The 17,266-nt window shown below is 70.2% G+C and carries 10 protein-coding genes; 8 read left to right on the top strand and 2 right to left on the bottom strand.

Annotation, left to right across the window (positions count from 1 at the left end; genetic code table 11):
* Positions 1 to 50: 50 nt before the first annotated feature.
* Both ABZ348_RS27910 and ABZ348_RS27905 read left to right on the top strand, forming a co-directional pair.
* Positions 51 to 3,722, top strand: coding sequence for an AAA family ATPase (locus ABZ348_RS27910; RefSeq protein WP_358937615.1), 3,672 nt, complete (start codon positions 51 to 53; stop codon positions 3,720 to 3,722).
* 230 nt (positions 3,723 to 3,952) lie between these two features.
* Positions 3,953 to 5,371: a sugar porter family MFS transporter gene (locus ABZ348_RS27905; protein WP_358937613.1), complete on the top strand. Its 1,419-nt coding sequence runs from the start codon at positions 3,953 to 3,955 to the stop codon at positions 5,369 to 5,371.
* A gap of 134 nt (positions 5,372 to 5,505) precedes the next feature.
* Here the strand turns inward: ABZ348_RS27905 and ABZ348_RS27900 are convergent, their stop codons facing one another.
* Positions 5,506 to 6,735, bottom strand: coding sequence for a GNAT family N-acetyltransferase (locus tag ABZ348_RS27900; RefSeq protein ID WP_358937611.1), 1,230 nt, complete (start codon positions 6,733 to 6,735; stop codon positions 5,506 to 5,508).
* Positions 6,736 to 6,890: 155 nt separating this feature from the next.
* Here ABZ348_RS27900 and ftsY point away from each other — a divergent pair, with 155 nt between their 5' ends.
* Positions 6,891 to 8,105, top strand: coding sequence for a signal recognition particle-docking protein FtsY (gene ftsY, locus ABZ348_RS27895; RefSeq protein ID WP_358937609.1), 1,215 nt, complete (start codon positions 6,891 to 6,893; stop codon positions 8,103 to 8,105).
* Positions 8,106 to 8,318: 213 nt separating this feature from the next.
* On the opposite strand, the gene ABZ348_RS27890 is transcribed toward ftsY, so the two are convergent.
* Positions 8,319 to 9,044 carry a bifunctional DNA primase/polymerase gene (locus ABZ348_RS27890; protein ID WP_358937607.1) on the bottom strand — a complete coding sequence of 242 codons (726 nt, stop codon included), beginning with the start codon at positions 9,042 to 9,044 and terminating at the stop codon, positions 8,319 to 8,321.
* Positions 9,045 to 9,520: 476 nt separating this feature from the next.
* Between ABZ348_RS27890 and ABZ348_RS27885 the strand changes: the two genes are divergently transcribed.
* The 5 genes from ABZ348_RS27885 to ffh all read left to right on the top strand — a co-directional run bounded on the left by ABZ348_RS27885 (position 9,521) and on the right by ffh (position 17,234).
* A complete protein-coding gene (locus ABZ348_RS27885; protein ID WP_358937684.1) occupies positions 9,521 to 10,993 on the top strand; it encodes a hypothetical protein in 1,473 nt (490 codons plus the stop codon).
* Positions 10,994 to 11,316: 323 nt separating this feature from the next.
* Entirely contained in the window at positions 11,317 to 12,672 is a 1,356-nt protein-coding gene (locus ABZ348_RS27880) for an ammonium transporter (protein ID WP_358937605.1), read from the top strand.
* A complete protein-coding gene (locus ABZ348_RS27875) occupies positions 12,669 to 13,007 on the top strand; it encodes a P-II family nitrogen regulator (protein WP_358937603.1) in 339 nt (112 codons plus the stop codon). The genes ABZ348_RS27880 and ABZ348_RS27875 overlap by 4 nt, the downstream gene beginning before the upstream one ends.
* 50 nt (positions 13,008 to 13,057) lie before the next feature.
* Positions 13,058 to 15,520 carry a [protein-PII] uridylyltransferase gene (locus ABZ348_RS27870; RefSeq protein ID WP_358937601.1) on the top strand — a complete coding sequence of 821 codons (2,463 nt, stop codon included), beginning with the start codon at positions 13,058 to 13,060 and terminating at the stop codon, positions 15,518 to 15,520.
* Between the two features lie 166 nt (positions 15,521 to 15,686).
* On the top strand, positions 15,687 to 17,234 hold the full coding sequence (ffh, locus tag ABZ348_RS27865; protein WP_358937599.1) for a signal recognition particle protein: 1,548 nt from the start codon (positions 15,687 to 15,689) through the stop codon (positions 17,232 to 17,234).
* Positions 17,235 to 17,266 lie beyond the last annotated feature (32 nt).

Below are 17,266 nucleotides of genomic sequence, written 5' to 3'. Positions count from 1 at the left end.
GGGGTATCTTCCCGACGCTCCGGACGAATCGAAAGGTAGAGTCCGGCTGTGTGCACCTCAAGGCCATGACCCTGCGCGGTTTCAAATCCTTCGCCTCGGCGACCACCCTGCGGTTCGAGCCCGGCATCACCTGTGTGGTCGGCCCGAACGGTTCCGGCAAGTCCAATGTGGTCGACGCGCTTTCGTGGGTGATGGGTGAGCAGGGAGCGAAATCACTGCGCGGCGGGAAGATGGAGGACGTCATCTTCGCCGGCACCACGGGCCGCCCGCCGCTCGGTCGGGCCGAGGTGTCCCTGACGATCGACAATTCCGACGGTGCATTGCCCATTGACTACGCCGAAGTCACCCTTACGCGGATTATGTTCCGGCATGGCGGCAGCGAGTACCAGATCAATGGAGATACCTGCCGCCTTCTCGACATTCAGGAACTGCTCTCCGATTCCGGTATCGGCCGGGAGATGCACGTCATCGTCGGACAAGGTCAACTCGACTCCGTACTGCACGCCGACCCCATGGGTCGCCGTGCCTTTATCGAAGAAGCCGCGGGAGTGCTCAAACACCGCAAGCGCAAGGAAAAGGCGCTGCGGAAACTCGACGCCATGCGGGCCAACCTCGCCCGGGTCCAGGACCTCACCGACGAACTGCGCCGCCAGCTCAAACCACTCGGGCGCCAGGCCGCGGTCGCCCGGCGGGCCGCGGTGATCCAGGCCGATCTGCGCGATGCCCGGCTGCGGTTGCTCGCCGACGATCTCGTGACGCTCCGGGAGGCACTGAGGTCGGAGATCGCCGACGAGGCGGCGCTCAAGAAGAGCAAGGAGAGCGCCGAGGCCGAGCTGAAGTCAGCGCTCACCAGGGAAACGGAGTTGGAGGACGAGGTGAGGCGGCTCGCCCCCCGGCTCCAGCGCGCCCAACAGAGCTGGTACGAACTCTCCCAGCTCGCCGAGCGCGTCCGCGGCACCGTCTCCCTCGCCGATGCCCGGGTCACCAGCACGACCGCCCAGCCGTCGGACGAGCGGCGCGGCCGGGACCCCGAGGACATGGAGCGCGAGGCGGCGAGGATTCGCGAACAGGAAGCCGAACTGTCGGCAGCCCTGGAAGCGGCCGAGCACGCGCTGGAGGACACCGTCGCCCACCGCGCCGAGTTGGAACGCGAACTGGGCGCCGAAGAACGCCGTCTCAAGGACGCCGCCCGAGCCATCGCCGACCACCGCGAGGGCCTGGCGCGGCTGCACGGCCAGGTGAACGCGGCCCGCAGCAGGGCATCGGCGGCCCAATCGGAGATCGACCGGCTGACCACGGCTCGCGACGAAGCCCGGGAGCGGGCCGTCGTCGCCCAGGAGGAGTACGAGGGACTCAGGGCCGAGGTTGACGGACGGGCTGCCGGTGACGATGAACTCGGTCGGCGCCATGAGACCGCCCGTGCGGAACTCACCGCCGCGGAGGCCGCACTGAGCACCGCCCGGGACGAGCTCACCGCCGCCGAACGAGAACGAGCAGCGATCACCGCACGCCGGGAGGCACTGGCACTCGGGCTGCGACGCAAGGACGGCACCGGCGCCCTGTTGATGGCGAAGGGCCAGCTCAGCGGGTTGCTCGGGCCGGCCGCCGAACTGCTCACCGTCTCCCCGGGCCATGAGGTGGCGGTGGCGGCGGCCCTCGGTGCCGCCGCGGACGCCGTGGCCGTCACCAACCCGGCCACCGCCGCCGAGGCCCTGCGCCTGCTGCGCAAGACGGACGCCGGCCGTGCCGCCATCGTCCTCGGCAACGCCCCCGACCCCGAGAGCGACCCGGCCGGAGCGGCCCGCGGGCACCTCCCGTACGAGCGTTCGACGGCCGGGGCGGACCGCGACGGTGCCCCCGTACGGACCGAAGCAGCACCGCCCGTGGACACGGCGTCTGACGGCAGGGTGCTCATCCGGGCCGTGGATTTGGTGCGGGGGCCCGAGGAACTGATGCCCGCGGTCCGTCGACTGCTGCGCGACATGGTGGTCGTCGCGTCCCTGGCGGATGCCGAAGACCTGATCCGGGCGCGCCCCCAGCTCACCGCCGTGACCGCGGAGGGCGATGTGTTCGGTGCCCACTTTGCCCAGGGGGGTTCCGCCGGGGCGCCGAGCCTGTTGGAGGTGCAGGCGTCCGTCGACGAAGCGGACGCGGAGCTGCGCGATCTCGCGCTGCGGTGCGCCGGGCTGGTCACGGCACAGCGGCAGGCCGTCGAACGCCGTGACGCATGCGTGTCGCTGGTCGACGAACTGGGCGAGCGCCGACGGGCCGCCGAACGGGAGAAGTCCGCGGTCTCGGGCCGGTTGGGGAGCCTCGCCGGGCAGGCGCGCGCCGCCGCGGGCGAGGCGGAACGGGCCCTGGCCGCGGTTGCGAGGGCCGAGGAGGCGTGGGAGCGGTCGCGCACCGAAGCCGAGGAACTCTCCGAACGGCTGCTGGTCGCGCAGGAGAGCGCACCCTTCGACCAGGACGACTCCGAGCCCGACACCCAGCGCCGCGACCGGCTCGCAGCGGACGGCGCCAACGCCCGCCAGACGGAGATGGAAGCCCGTCTCCAACTGCGTACCCACGAGGAGCGGGTCAAGGGACTCGCCGGGCGGGCGGATGCACTCGACCGGGGTGCCCGTGCGGAACGCGAGGCGCGCGCCAGGGCCGAGCAGCGACGCAACCGGCTGCGCCATGAAGCGGCGGTGGCCCGGGCGGTCGCGGCCGGTGCCCGCCAGGTGCTCGCCCATGCCGAGGTCTCGTTGGTGCGGGTCGAGGCGGAACGGGTCGCCGCCGAGGGGGCGAAGGCGGAGCGCGAGCGGGAGCTGACGGCCGCCCGCCATCGGGGACGCGAACTCAAGGGCGAGCTCGACAAGCTCACGGACTCGGTCCACCGCGGTGAGGTGCTCGGTGCGGAGAAGCGGCTGAGGATCGAGCAGTTGGAGACCCGGGCACTGGAGGAGCTGGGGGTGGAACCCGCCGGGCTGATCGCCGAGTACGGCCCGGACCAGCTCGTACCGCCTTCGCTGCCGGCCGAGGGGGAGGAGCTGCCCGATGACCCCCAGCACCCGCGTCATCAGCCGAGGGCCTTCGTCCGGGGTGAGCAGGAGAAGCGTCTGAAGTCGGCGGAACGGGCCCATCAGCAGCTCGGCAAGGTGAACCCGCTGGCCCTGGAGGAGTTCTCCGCACTGGAGGAGCGCCACCAGTTCCTCTCCGAACAGCTCGAAGACCTCAAGAAGACCCGTGCCGACCTGCTCCAGGTGGTGAAGGAGGTCGATGAACGGGTCGAACAGGTCTTTACCGAGGCGTATCGCGACACCGCTCGCGAGTTCGAAGGCGTGTTCTCCCGGCTGTTCCCGGGCGGTGAGGGCCGGCTGATCCTCACCGACCCCGACAACATGCTCACCACGGGAGTGGACGTGGAGGCCAGACCGCCGGGCAAGAAGGTCAAGCGGCTCTCCCTGCTCTCCGGCGGAGAGCGGTCGCTGACCGCGGTGGCCATGCTGGTGGCCATCTTCAAGGCCCGCCCGAGCCCCTTCTATGTGATGGACGAGGTCGAAGCGGCCCTCGACGACACCAACCTCCAGCGACTGATCCGGATCATGCAGGAGCTCCAGGAGTCCTCACAGCTCATCGTGATCACCCACCAGAAGCGGACGATGGAGGTCGCCGACGCGTTGTACGGGGTCTCCATGCAGGGCGACGGCGTCTCCAAGGTGATCAGCCAGCGGCTGCGCTGACCGACGGCCTGGCAGCGGGGCGTACGGGCCCCTACCAGGTGAGGGGCGCACGGCCCGCAGTTGCCGGGTGTCAGGCGTTCGGCCCATGCCCGGTGGTGGGCCGGGGGCTGGCGTGCCCCACTGGAAGGGCTCGCCCCCCTGTCGGACGGCCCGCGGTCATCTGGCCCCCGTGCATCCCCGATTTCGGGGAACACGCGGAGCGCCAGGAGCCCCACGCCCCAGGAGTACATGTGACCAGCACCGCACAGCCACCGCCGTCGGGGGCCCGCGACGCCCACCCGGAGCACCTCGGCCACGTCATCTTCATCACGGCGTCCGCCGCCATGGGCGGATTCCTCTTCGGCTATGACAGCTCGGTCATCAACGGCGCCGTCGAAGCGATCCGCGACCGCTACGCAATCGGTTCGGGCGAGTTGGCCCAGGTCATCGCCATCGCTCTGATCGGCTGTGCGATCGGGGCCGCCACCGCCGGCCGGATCGCCGACCGCATCGGTCGCATCCTGTGTATGCGGATCGCCGCTGTCCTCTTCACCGTGAGTGCTGTCGGTTCCGCCCTGCCTTTCGCCCTCTGGGACCTGGCGATGTGGCGCATCATCGGTGGCTTCGCCATCGGCATGGCCTCCGTCATCGGCCCGGCGTACATCGCCGAGGTCTCACCGCCCGCCTACCGCGGCCGGCTCGCCTCCTTCCAGCAGGCCGCCATCGTCATCGGCATCGCGATCTCACAGTTGGTCAACTTCGGCATCCTCCAGATCGCCGACGGTGACCAGCGCGGTGAGATCGGCGGACTCGAAGCCTGGCAGTGGATGCTCGGGGTGATGGTCGTCCCGGCCGTCCTGTACGGGCTGCTGTCCTTCGCGATCCCCGAGTCCCCGCGCTATCTGATCTCCGTCGGCAAGGTCGACCGCGCCAAGAAGGTGCTGGCAGAGGTCGAAGGCGAACACATCGACCTCGATGCCCGGGTCGCCGAGATCGATCTGGCGATGCGGCGCGAACACAAGTCCACCTTCAAGGACCTGCTCGGCTCGCGCTTCGGCTTCCTGCCGATCGTCTGGGTCGGCATCGGACTCTCGGTCTTCCAGCAACTCGTCGGCATCAACGTCGCGTTCTACTACTCGTCCACGCTCTGGCAGTCCGTCGGCATCGACCCGACGAGCTCCTTCTTCTACTCGTTCACCACGTCGATCGTGAACATCATCGGCACGGTGATCGCGATGCTGTTCGTGGACCGGATCGGGCGCAGGCCGCTGGCCCTCATCGGATCCACCGGCATGGCGATCGCCCTCGCCTTCGAGGCATGGGCGTTCTCGGCGGATCTGGTGGACGGCAAACTCCCCTCCACCGAAGGCACGGTGGCGCTCGTCGCCGCCCATGTCTTCGTCCTCTTCTTCGCGCTCTCCTGGGGCGTGGTGGTCTGGGTGTTCCTGGGCGAGATGTTCCCCAACCGCATCCGGGCCGCCGCACTCGGCGTCGCCGCCTCCGCCCAGTGGATCGCCAACTGGGCCATCACCGCGAGCTTCCCGAGCCTGTCGGACTGGAACCTCTCGGGCACGTACGTCATCTACGCGTCCTTCGCGGTCCTCTCGATCCCCTTCGTGCTGCTGTTCGTCAAGGAGACGAAGGGCAAGGCCCTGGAGGAGATGGGCTGACGTCGCTCAGACGGCTCAGACGGCTCAGACGGCACAGGCAGCTCAGAACAGCACAGGCGCACGGACAGCACAGACGATGGGCGCCCGCTCGCGGCAGCAGCCGGAGCGGGCGCCCATCGGTCACCGACCGTGCGTCAGAACTCGTCCGTCGTGTGCGGAAGCAGTTCCGTACGGGCCGCCGCGTCCCAGGCACGAGCCGCGCCCGCGGTGTGTTCGACCACCAGACCGGCCCGGGCCAACTCGCCCGCGCCCTGGTCGCCGAGGTAGCAAGCGGCCAGTTCGCGCACGTCGAACGTGAGGTCAGCGGGGGCGTCGGTGGGGGAGACCACCGCCCGGCCGTCCGACCCGACCACGATCCGGTACCGGCCCGCGTTGTCAGGCAGTCCGCTGTCCGTCACCTCCACCACCAGATCCACGGGAGCCGACCACGTCCGCCCCTGGAGGGCAGCCGCCACGTCCACGAGCCGCAGCCACAGCGCCGGGAACTCCTGGGTCACCCTCGCCCGGTCCCGGTCGGCGGCGAAACGCAGCAGGGGATCGTCCAGCGGGCGCCCCCACGCCCGTACCTTGTCCGCCAGATCGATCGAAGCCACGTACCGCCAGAGCGCGGCGGCCACCGCAGGCGACTGGGCCTCCAGCTCCCGCAGATGGACCGTGCCGCGGCCCTCGTCGTCGGTGAGGGTGCGGTAGATGACGTATCCCGCGGGCGGTTCGCCCGGATCCCCGATGGTGACCACCCGGGGCGGACTGAAGTCGTCGTTCTCCTCGTCCTCCTCGGGCAGGATGTGCGTGCGCCACCAGAACTCGTCCCGCGCCACCCGGCCCGCCCGCTCGGCGCGCGCCGCTGTGTGCCGGGCACCGATCACAGCCGGTGCATCCTGCGGGGAGACCAGCCGCAGCGGTCTGCCGTCGGGGGCGATCCGCAGTTCGAGGGGTAGGTCCGCGTCGATCTCCACGGTGTACGAACGGGTCGCCGGCTCAAAGCCGAAGCGACCGTAGATGCCCGTCTCCGACACCCACAGCGCGGCCAGCGGCTGCCCTTCGGCCGCACACCGGCGCCACAGCTCGGCGAGCATCCCGCTCAGCACGCCACGACGCCGGTGCGTAGGCGCCACCGAGACGAAGGTCACGCCCGCACATGGCAGCTCCGAGCCCGGCACCGAGAGGTTCAGCCGGTGGGCGGCGAGCAGGCCGACGAGTTCGTCCCCCTCGTACGCCCCGATGCGGTCGCAGTGCTCCAGGATCTCCCGGTGCAGCTTGCGCACCTCGTCCTCGCCGTTCTTCCCCAGGAACACGAGGTAGTGGAGATCCAGGGCGCGATCGAGGTGCGCCTCCGGGATGGTCCGATACTCCAAGTCGGTCATGCTCGGACGCTAACCCGCGCCGGGCGGCCAGTCACCGGATTTTCCGCGCCCGCGCCGCTCCTGAGCAGCCTTCCTGCTGCGTGCAGAGCCCCGGGACGCGCTACGGCGGCGTGGGCGACGGCCTTCCGTGGGGCGTGACCGATACTGGGGACGTTATGGAAATCGTCATCCTTGCCGTAGTCATCGCCCTGGTCGCCGTCGGTGCGATCAGCGGGCTCGTGATCGGCAGCCGCAAGAAGAAGCAGCTGCCGCCATCGGCCCCGCCGTCCGCGCCGACCATCACCGCTCCGCCCGCCGAGCCGCATGTCGGCGACGAGGCGGAGACACCGCGGGAAGAACCGCGCCGCACGATCGAAGAGGTCGACCTCCCCGCAGCCGACGAGGCCGGCACCTCACCGGTCGCCGTCGAAGACCCGGTCGTCGCCGCTCCCGAAATCGAGGTCCCGGCCCCCACCGCAGGCCGACTGATCCGTCTGCGTTCTCGCCTGGCCCGCTCGCAGAACTCCCTGGGCAAGGGCCTGCTCACCCTGCTGTCCCGCGAGCACCTGGACGAGGACACGTGGGAGGAGATCGAGGAGACCCTCCTGATCGCCGACGTCGGCGTCACACCGACGCAGGAACTGGTCGGACGGCTGCGCGAGCGGGTCCGCGTGCTGGGCACCCGTACCCCCGAGGAACTGCGCGCCCTGCTCCGGGAGGAACTGCTCACCCTCGTCGGCACCGACTTCGACCGTCAGGTCAAGACCGAGAGCGGTCTGGACACGCCCGGCGTGGTCATGGTCGTCGGGGTCAACGGCACCGGTAAGACCACGACCACCGGCAAGCTCGCCCGCGTGCTCGTCGCGGACGGCCGTTCGGTCGTCCTCGGGGCGGCGGACACCTTCCGCGCCGCGGCGGCCGACCAGCTCCAAACCTGGGGCGACCGCGTCGGAGCACGGACCGTCCGCGGTCCCGAGGGCGGCGACCCGGCGTCGATCGCCTTCGACGCGGTCAAGGAGGGCATCGCCGAGGGCGCCGATGTGGTGCTGATCGACACGGCGGGCCGACTCCACACCAAGACCGGTCTGATGGACGAGCTGGGCAAGGTCAAGCGCGTCGTGGAGAAGCACGGCCCGCTGGACGAGGTGCTGCTGGTGCTCGACGCCACGACCGGGCAGAACGGTCTGGTCCAGGCCCGTGTCTTCGCAGAGGTCGTCGACATCACCGGCATCGTGCTGACCAAGCTGGACGGCACCGCCAAGGGCGGCATCGTGGTGGCGGTCCAGCGCGAGCTGGGCGTGCCGGTCAAGCTGGTCGGTCTCGGCGAGGGCGCGGACGACCTCGCCCCCTTCGAGCCGGAGGCGTTCGTCGACGCACTGATCGGCGACTGATCCGGCTCCACCGCTCCGAGCGGCCGGGTGTGCGCAGCGCCCCGGGGGCTCGTGGAGAGGGACGGGAAAGTGCCCGGCGCATGGGTCACCACATGCGACCGGGCACTCCTGTGCCCGGGGCGTGGAGCAGACCCTGATCGGGCCAGGACCGACTGCGCCGGGCCGGGGCTTTTGTCGTGGTGCTGGCTCTCTCAGCCGTCCGACCGAGCCCCGCTAGATCGTCGAGCGGTGACAGATGTACGCCAGAGTGCCGAGGAGTAGTCGTGCCTCCGGCGGTGCCGTGGAGGTCACGAGGGTGCCCGTGCTCTCCTCACCGTCCGTGACATCGGTCCCGTAGGCCGTATCAGCCATATCCAGGGTGGGCGGCCTGAGCCAGCTCACCCGGCCGAGACCGCCGCGATCGGACGGGGGAGCCGTGATGTGATCGCCGGGACCCAGACAGTGCAGGTCCAGATCTGCATCGTCCCAGCCCATGCGGTAGAGCAGTTCAGGCAGGTCGCCCGCGGCGCCCGGTGCGACGAAGAACTGGCACCGCCCGTCGGGGGTCATCGAGACCGGACCGAGCGGCAGCCCCATGCGTTCGAGTCGCACCAGCGCCCGCCGACCAGCCGGGGCGGCGACGTCGAGGACGTCGAAGGTTCGACCGACGGGGAGGAGCAGGGTCGCGCCCGGCACCCTGGACCAGGCCCGGGACACCTCGTCGAGGGTGGCGCCCGCGGGGATCTCCGCCGCGTGGGCGAGGGGGTGCGCTCCGGGGGCGGTGCAGTCCGGTGCGCCGCAGGAGCAGACACCGTCCGTCGCTCGTGCCCCGGGGACCACGGTCCAGCCCCACAGTCCTGTGTACTCAGCCACCACGGTGCACTCTGCGGTGCGGCCACGGCGTCGTGAGCCGGACCGGATGTCTCGGATCCCGCGGCTGCTGCCGATCGTGAAGCCCATGCCCCCTCCAACGGGTCGTGCTCGCCGGTGGTTACGACCCGAAGTCTCCCCGTAACACAGCGTCGCCATCAGTGACGTTCGGGCGGCGTGTGGTGGCGCGAGGGGGAGTGCGGATGGTGCTGCACGCCTGCCCTCACATCGCTCCGCCGCCTCCAGATCGTTGTCTGTCAAGTGAATCGCGCCCAACGGCACGGCAGTTCATTCAAAGGGGTGGCGAATGGTGGCGTTTGTGGAATCGCGCTCGCGGGAGGGGTGATCGTAGGATTACTTTGAGTGTGCTGACCCTGGAGTTGTGCGGACCCCAGTGAGTGGACCCAGTTGAGCGGACCCGGTCGAGCGGACCCATGGGCGTGGTGTGACCCGCCCTGGGGATTCGTTTCCTTGTTCGGCGGGTGCCTCTTCCCTGTAAGCCGTCTCAACTCACGGCATTCTGGTAAGGGTTAGAGCTTCGGGGCATGACGGATGGGGGCGTTCCAGTGGACGGCAGCGGCGCCGGTGCAAGTGCCGGCAAGCGCCCGAACGAGCGGCTGGGCTCGTGGTTCGTGCGAAGCGGTTGGTCCAAGGGGGAGTTGGCGCGACAGGTGAACCGACGCGCCCGTCAGCTCGGCGCGCTGCACATCAGTACCGACACCTCGCGCGTCCGGCGCTGGCTCGACGGTGAACAGCCCCGCGAGCCGATCCCGCGCATTCTCTCCGAGCTCTTTTCGGAGCGCTTTGGCAGCGTTGTCGGGATCGAAGACCTCGGTCTCCGCTCGGCCCACCAGTCGCCCTCGGTCTCCGGTGTCGACCTGCCCTGGGCGGGTCCGCAGACGGTCGCCCTGCTCAGCGAGTTCTCCCGCAGCGATCTGATGCTCGCCCGCCGGGGATTCCTCGGCACCTCCCTCGCCCTGGCAGCCGGGCCCTCCCTCGTGGAGCCGATGCAGCGCTGGCTGGTACCGGCCCCCGGCTCCGACCCGCCGAGGCCGCCCGCGTCCTCCACCGGAGCAAGGACCTCCCGGCTCTCGGGCCCCGAACTCGATTTACTGGAAGCCACCACGGCGATGTTCCGCCAGTGGGACGCCCAGTGCGGCGGCGGGCTGCGACGCAAGGCCGTCGTCGGCCAGCTTCACGAGGTCACGGACCTGCTCCAGGAATCCCACCCCGAAGCCACCACGCGAAGGCTGTTCACCTGCGCCGCCGAACTGGCCGAACTAGCCGGCTGGATGAGCTACGACGTGGGCCTCCAGCCCACCGCGCAGAAGTACTTCGTCCTCGCCCTGCACGCGGCCAAGGAAGCGGGCGACAAACCCCTCGGCTCCTACATCCTGTCCTCGATGAGCCGTCAGATGATCCACCTCGGCCGTCCCGACGACGCCCTGGAGCTGATCCACCTCGCCCAGTACGGCAGCCGGGACTGCGCCACCCCCCGTACCCAGTCCATGCTGTACGCGATGGAGGCCCGCGCCTACGCCAACATGGGCCAGCCCAGCAAGTGCAAGCGGGCGGTCCGCATGGCCGAGGACACCTTCGCGGACATCGAGTTCGACCACGAGCCCGAACCGGACTGGATCCAGTTCTTCTCCGAAGCCGAACTCAACGGCGAGAACGCGCACTCCTTCCGGGATCTCGCGTACGTGGCCGGGCGCAGCCCCACCTACGCCTCACTCGCCGAACCGATCATGGCCCGCGCCGTGGACCTCTTCCACCATGACTCCGTCCACCAGCGCTCCTACGCCCTCAACCTGATCGGCATGGCCACCGTTCATCTGTTGAAGCGCGAGCCCGAGCAGGCCACCGGCCTCGCCTCCCAAGCACTCACCGTCGCCCAACGGGTGCGCTCGGAGCGGGTCAACACCCGACTGCGCAAGACCGTCGACACCGCGGCCCGCGATTTCGGTCATGTTGCCGAGGTGGTCCACTTCACCGATCTGCTCACCGCTCAGCTGCCCGAGACGGCGGAGGCGGTCTAGGGTCCTTCTTTCGGATCAGCCTGGATCAGCGCGGCGTCGGCCCATCGGGCCCGGCCAATCAGGCGGCGTCGCGACCGGTCTTCCCCCTCCCCTGCGTAACCGCCCGTGGCGCCTGTGAGCGTCCGGGCACGTGCGCTGCGCGTGGTGAGGCGTTCACCACGGCGTAACACACCCCACCTCATCGTCACCCCGGCGAAACATCGGGCTGCATCGGTGGAAACCGCACCCGGCCACTGTCTGGCGCATAACCACCGGCCCGCCGCCGAACCGTTCCGGCGCTGCCCGCACGCCGCACGAGGCCGCACGACGACGAGGAGACGCCGATGCCCCCTGGCATCTCGACGCTTGCCGCAGAAGCTCCGGCACTGTCAGCCGCCAACACCGGCTTCCTGCTGATCTGCTCCGCCCTGGTCATGCTGATGACCCCCGGCCTTGCCTTCTTCTACGGAGGCATGGTCCGTGTGAAATCCACCCTCAACATGCTGATGATGAGCTTCATCAGCCTCGGCATCGTCACCCTGCTGTGGGTGCTCTACGGCTTCAGCCTCGCCTTCGGCACCGACTCCGGTTCGTTGATCGGATGGTCGTCCGAGTACGTCGGACTCAGCGGAATCGGCCTCACCGAGCTCTGGGACGGCTACACGATCCCCGTCTACGTCTTCGCCGTCTTCCAGCTCATGTTCGCCGTCATCACCCCCGCCCTGATCAGCGGTGCACTCGCGGACCGGGTCAAGTTCGGCGCCTGGGCGCTGTTCATCGCCCTGTGGGCCACCGTCGTCTACTTCCCCGTCGCCCACTGGGTGTGGGGCTCCGGCGGATGGCTCTTCGAGATGGGGGTCATCGACTTCGCGGGCGGCACCGCCGTCCACATCAACGCCGGAGCCGCCGCCCTCGGCGTGATCCTCGTCATCGGCAAGCGCATCGGCTTCAAGAAGGACCCGATGCGTCCGCACAGCCTGCCCCTGGTGATGCTGGGCGTGGCCCTCCTGTGGTTCGGCTGGTTCGGCTTCAACGCCGGGTCGTGGCTCGGGAACAACGATGGCGTCGGCGCGGTGATGTTCGTCAACACCCAGGTCGCCACGGCCGCCGCGATGCTTGCCTGGCTGGCGTACGAGAAGGTCCGGCACGGTGCATGCACCACGCTCGGCGCGGCCTCCGGTGCCGTCGCCGGACTCGTCGCCATCACCCCGGCCGGCGGCTCGTGCTCCCCGCTGGGCGCCATCGCCATCGGAGCCATCGCCGGAGTCCTGTGCGCCATGGCCGTCGGACTGAAGTTCAAGCTCGGCTACGACGACTCCCTCGACGTCATCGGCGTGCACCTCGTCGGCGGTGTCGTCGGCTCCCTCCTCGTCGGCTTCTTCGCCACCGGAGGCGTCCAGTCCGACGCCAAGGGCCTCTTCTACGGCGGTGGCGTGGAGCAGTTGGGCAAGCAGGCCATCGGCGTCTTCTCCGTACTGGCCTACTCTCTGGTCGTCTCCGCCCTGCTCGCCTTCCTCCTCGACCGGACGATCGGGATGCGGGTCGACGAGGACACCGAGATCTCCGGAATCGACCAGGTCGAGCACGCCGAATCCGCATACGACTTCAGCGGCGCCGGCGGCGGCACCGCCTCCCGCAAGCCCCTGGCCGTACCCACCGAGGTCATCACCGCGACCCCGAACAAGAAGGTGGACGCATGAAGCTCATCACGGCCGTCGTGAAGCCCCACCGGCTCGACGAGATCAAGGAGGCGCTCTCCGCCTTCGGGGTCCAGGGGCTCACCGTCACCGAAGCCAGCGGCTACGGACGCCAGCGCGGCCACACCGAGGTCTACCGGGGCGCCGAGTACACCGTCGACCTGGTGCCCAAGATCCGCATCGAAGTCCTGGTCGAGGACGACGACGCCGAACAGCTCATCGACGTCATCGTCAAGGCCGCCCGCACCAACAAGATCGGCGACGGAAAGGTGTGGAGCGTCCCGGTCGAGACCGCGGTCAGGGTGCGCACCGGCGAACGCGGCCCGGACGCGCTCTAGGGAGTGTCTGACCGGAGCTGCCGACCAGAAAAGGACGAAAGGCTGAACGGGTGTCGAGCACGGCAGTGAGCACCGAAGCGGAAGACTCGGGACCCCGTGGCTACGCGGCGGCCCGGCTGCACCTCCTCAACGACGGGGAGCAGACCGGGCCGGTGCGCCGCGCAGCCCTCGCGGACCTCACCGACCGATGGCTCTCCGCGCTGTTCGACACTGCCCGCCGGGCCACCGGCGTTCGTACCGCCGCCCTCGTGGCCACCGGCGGCTACGGCCGCGGTGAACTCTCCCCCCGCAGCGATCTCGATCTGCTGCTCCTCCACGACGGCAGCGCCGACCCCGGCGCGCTCGCCGCCCTCGCGGACCGCCTCTGGTATCCGGTGTGGGACCTCGGGCTCGCCCTGGACCACTCCGTACGCACCCCCGGACAGGCGCTGAAGACGGCGACCGAGGACCTCAAGGTCCAACTCGGCCTCCTGGACGCCCGGGCCGTCGCGGGTGACGTCGGACTCGTCGCCACCCTGCGCACTTCGGTCCTCGCCGACTGGCGCAACCGGGCTCCGTCCCGGCTGCCGGACCTGCATGAACTCAGCCGTGAACGCGCCGACCGCCAGGGTGAGCTGCGCTATCTCCTGGAACCCGATCTCAAGGAGGCCCGCGGCGGACTGCGCGACTCCACCGTCCTGCGCGCCATTGCCGCCTCCTGGGTCGCCGATGCACCCCGACAGGGGCTCGACCGCGCCCGCCGCACCCTCCTGGACACCCGTGACGCCCTCCATCTGACCACCGGGCGCGCCACCGACCGACTCGCCCTCCAGGAACAGGACCAGGTCGCCGCCGCGCTCGGCCTCCTGGATGCGGATGCGCTGCTGCGCCAGGTGTACGAAGCCGCCCAGACCATGTCGTACGCGTCTGACGTCACCTGGCGGGAGGTGCACCGGGTGCTGGGGGCCAGGCGAGCCCGCCCCCGGCTGCGCCCGCGGCGGCGTACGGAACCCGAGCGCACCCCGCTGGCCGAAGGAGTCGTCGAACAGGACGGGGAAGCGGTGCTCGCCCGAACCGTCCGGCCCGAGCGCGACCCCGTACTGCCCCTGCGGGCCGCGGCTGCGGCGGCCCAGGCCGGGCTGCCGCTCTCCCCACATGCGGTCCGTCGCCTCGCCGCCGAGTGCCCGCCGCTCCCGCTGCCCTGGCCCGCGGAGGCGCGCGAGGAGTTCATCACGCTGCTGGGCGCGGCGGAGGCTGTTGTTCCGGTCTGGGAGGCGCTGGACGCCGAGGGGCTGATCACCCGACTCCTGCCCGACTGGGAGCGGGTCCGCTGCCGCCCCCAGCGCAACGCCGTCCACACCTGGACCGTCGACCGCCATCTCGTGGAGACCGCCGTCCGGGCCTCGGCCTTCGCCCGCAAGGTCAGCCGGCCCGATCTCCTGATGATCGCCGCGCTCCTCCACGACATCGGCAAGGGCTGGCCGGGCGACCACTCGACGGTCGGCGCCACCATCGCCCGGGACACCGCCCTGCGGATCGGATTCGACCGGGCCGATGCGGAGATCGTCGCCACGCTCGTCGAGCACCACCTCCTCCTCGTACAGACCGCCACCCGACGCGATCTGGCGGACCCGGCGACCGTGCGTTCGGTGGCCGAGGCCGTCGGTTCCACCACCGTCCTGGAACTGCTGCACGCGCTCACCGAGGCGGATGCGCTGGCCACCGGTCCCGCCGCCTGGTCCCACTGGCGTGGTTCCCTGGTCGGCGACCTCGCGGCACGGGTGGCCGCCGCCCTCATCGGCACGGACGGGGGCGAGAGCCCGACGCCCACCGCTGCCACGGCCGAGCATGAGCGCCTCGCCGCCGATGCCCTGCACGGCGGTGGACCCGTCCTGTCCCTGCGGACCCAGCCCGAACCGGGCGCGCACGCCTCCCCGGAAGGCGGGTTGGAACCTGTCGGTGCACGGTTGTCGATCGCTCTGCCCGACCGCCCGGGAGTCCTGCCGGCGGTCGCCGGACTGTTGGCCCTGCACCGACTCACCGTCCGATCCGCAGAGCTGAGGACCGTTGACCCACGGGCCGGCGGGGGCGGAGCGAGCGCGCTCGTCCTCATCTGGCGGGTGGCGGCGGCGTACGGCTCACTGCCCCAGGAAAGCCGGCTGCGCAGTGATCTCGTACGAGCGCTCCAGGGGCAGCTGGACATCGCCGCCGCGCTGGCCGAACGCGAGGCCGCGGCCCGTCCCCGTCGGCGGGGAGCGTCGGCGCCGCCCCCGCGGGTGAGGGTCGCACCCGCCGCCTCCCACCACGCCACGGTGATCGAGGTCCGGGCCCAGGACGCCCCGGGGCTGCTCCACCGGATCGGCGTCGCGTTCGACGAAGGGGGTGCAGGAGGCGTACGGGTACGCAGTGCCCATGTGTCGACGCTGGGCGCCAACGCGGTGGACGCCTTCTACGTCACCGACCTGGACGGCCTGCCGCTGTCGTCGTCGGCCGCCGCCGACCTGGCACGTTCCATCGAGCGGAAGCTCGGCTGAGACCGGCCGGCGGTCGCGCCGGGAGAGCGGGCCGTCGCCCTGGACGCGGTGGGGTGCGCGCCGATGAGGTCCGGAGCCGAGGACGGGCGAGGGCACACATCCGGCCGGGCCGGATACTCTGGAGGACGATTCCCACTGCCCCCGACTCTGAGGACCGACGAGCGCCGTGTTCGACACTCTTTCCGACCGCTTGGCGAATACCTTCAAAACCCTGAGGGGCAAGGGTCGCCTCAGCGAGGCGGACATCGACGGCGCGGCCCGGGAAATCCGCATCGCCCTGCTCGAAGCGGATGTCGCCCTCCCCGTCGTACGGGCCTTCATCGCGAGCGTCAAGGAACGCGCCCGGGGCGCCGACGTCTCCAAGGCGCTCAACCCGAGCCAGCAGTTCATCAAGATCGTCAACCAGGAACTGGTCTCCATCCTGGGTGGCGAGACCCGTCGGCTGCGTTTCGCCAAGACCGCGCCGACGGTCATCATGCTCGCCGGTCTCCAGGGTGCGGGTAAGACGACCCTCGCCGGAAAGCTCGGCCGCTGGCTCAAGGAGCAGGGCCACTCCCCGCTGCTGGTCGCCTGTGACCTCCAGCGCCCGAACGCCGTGAACCAGCTCTCGGTCGTCGCCGAGCGCGCCGGTGTCGCGGTGTACGCCCCCGAGCCGGGCAACGGGGTGGGCGACCCGGTCCAGGTCGCCAAGGACTCCCTGGAGCACGCCCGCGCCAAGCAGTACGACGTCGTCATCGTCGACACCGCAGGCCGCCTCGGCATCGACCAGGAGCTGATGCAGCAGGCCGCGGACATCCGGGACGCGGTCAGCCCCGATGAGATCCTCTTCGTCGTCGACGCGATGATCGGCCAGGACGCGGTCAACACCGCCGAGGCATTCCGCGACGGCGTCGGATTCGACGGCGTCGTCCTCTCCAAGCTCGACGGCGACGCCCGCGGTGGCGCCGCGCTCTCCATCGCCCATGTCACGGGCCGCCAGATCATGTTCGCCTCCAACGGCGAGAAGCTGGACGACTTCGACGCGTTCCACCCCGACCGGATGGCGTCCCGCATCCTCGGCATGGGTGACGTCCTGAGCCTGATCGAGCAGGCCGAGAAGACCTTCAGCCAGGAAGAGGCCGCCAAGATGGCCTCCAAACTGGCGAGCAGCAAGGGCAAGGACTTCACGCTCGACGACTTCCTGGCGCAGATGGAGCAGGTCAGGAAGATGGGCAGCATCAGCAAGCTGCTCGGGATGCTGCCGGGCATGGCCCAGATGAAGGACCAGATCAACAACATCGACGAGCGCGACGTGGACCGCACGGCCGCCATCATCAAGTCGATGACCCCGGGTGAGCGTCACGACCCGACCATCATCAACGGATCTCGCCGGGCCCGGATCGCCAAGGGCTCGGGTGTCGAGGTCAGCGCGGTCAAGTCCCTCGTCGAGCGGTTCTTCGAAGCCCGCAAGATGATGTCGCGCATGGCCCAGGGCGGCGGGATGCCGGGAATGCCCGGCATCCCGGGCATGGGCGGCGGCGCGGGACGCCAGCGCAAGCAGCAGAAGCAGGCCAAGGGCAAGCGCCGCAGCGGCAACCCGATGAAGCGCAAGGCCGATGAAGAGGCCGCCGCGGTGAAGCGCGAGCAGGCCGCACAGGGCGGCGCCTTCGGCCTGCCGGCCGCGGACGGCCAGGACTTCGAACTGCCCGACGAGTTCAAGAAGTTCATGGGCTGACCCGGTCCGACGCACCGATCGGCGGCACCCGG

This window comes from Streptomyces sp. NPDC005963, assembly GCF_040638655.1.
Classification (GTDB): domain Bacteria; phylum Actinomycetota; class Actinomycetes; order Streptomycetales; family Streptomycetaceae; genus Streptomyces.
This window is presented reverse-complemented; position numbering and strand designations above follow the sequence as displayed.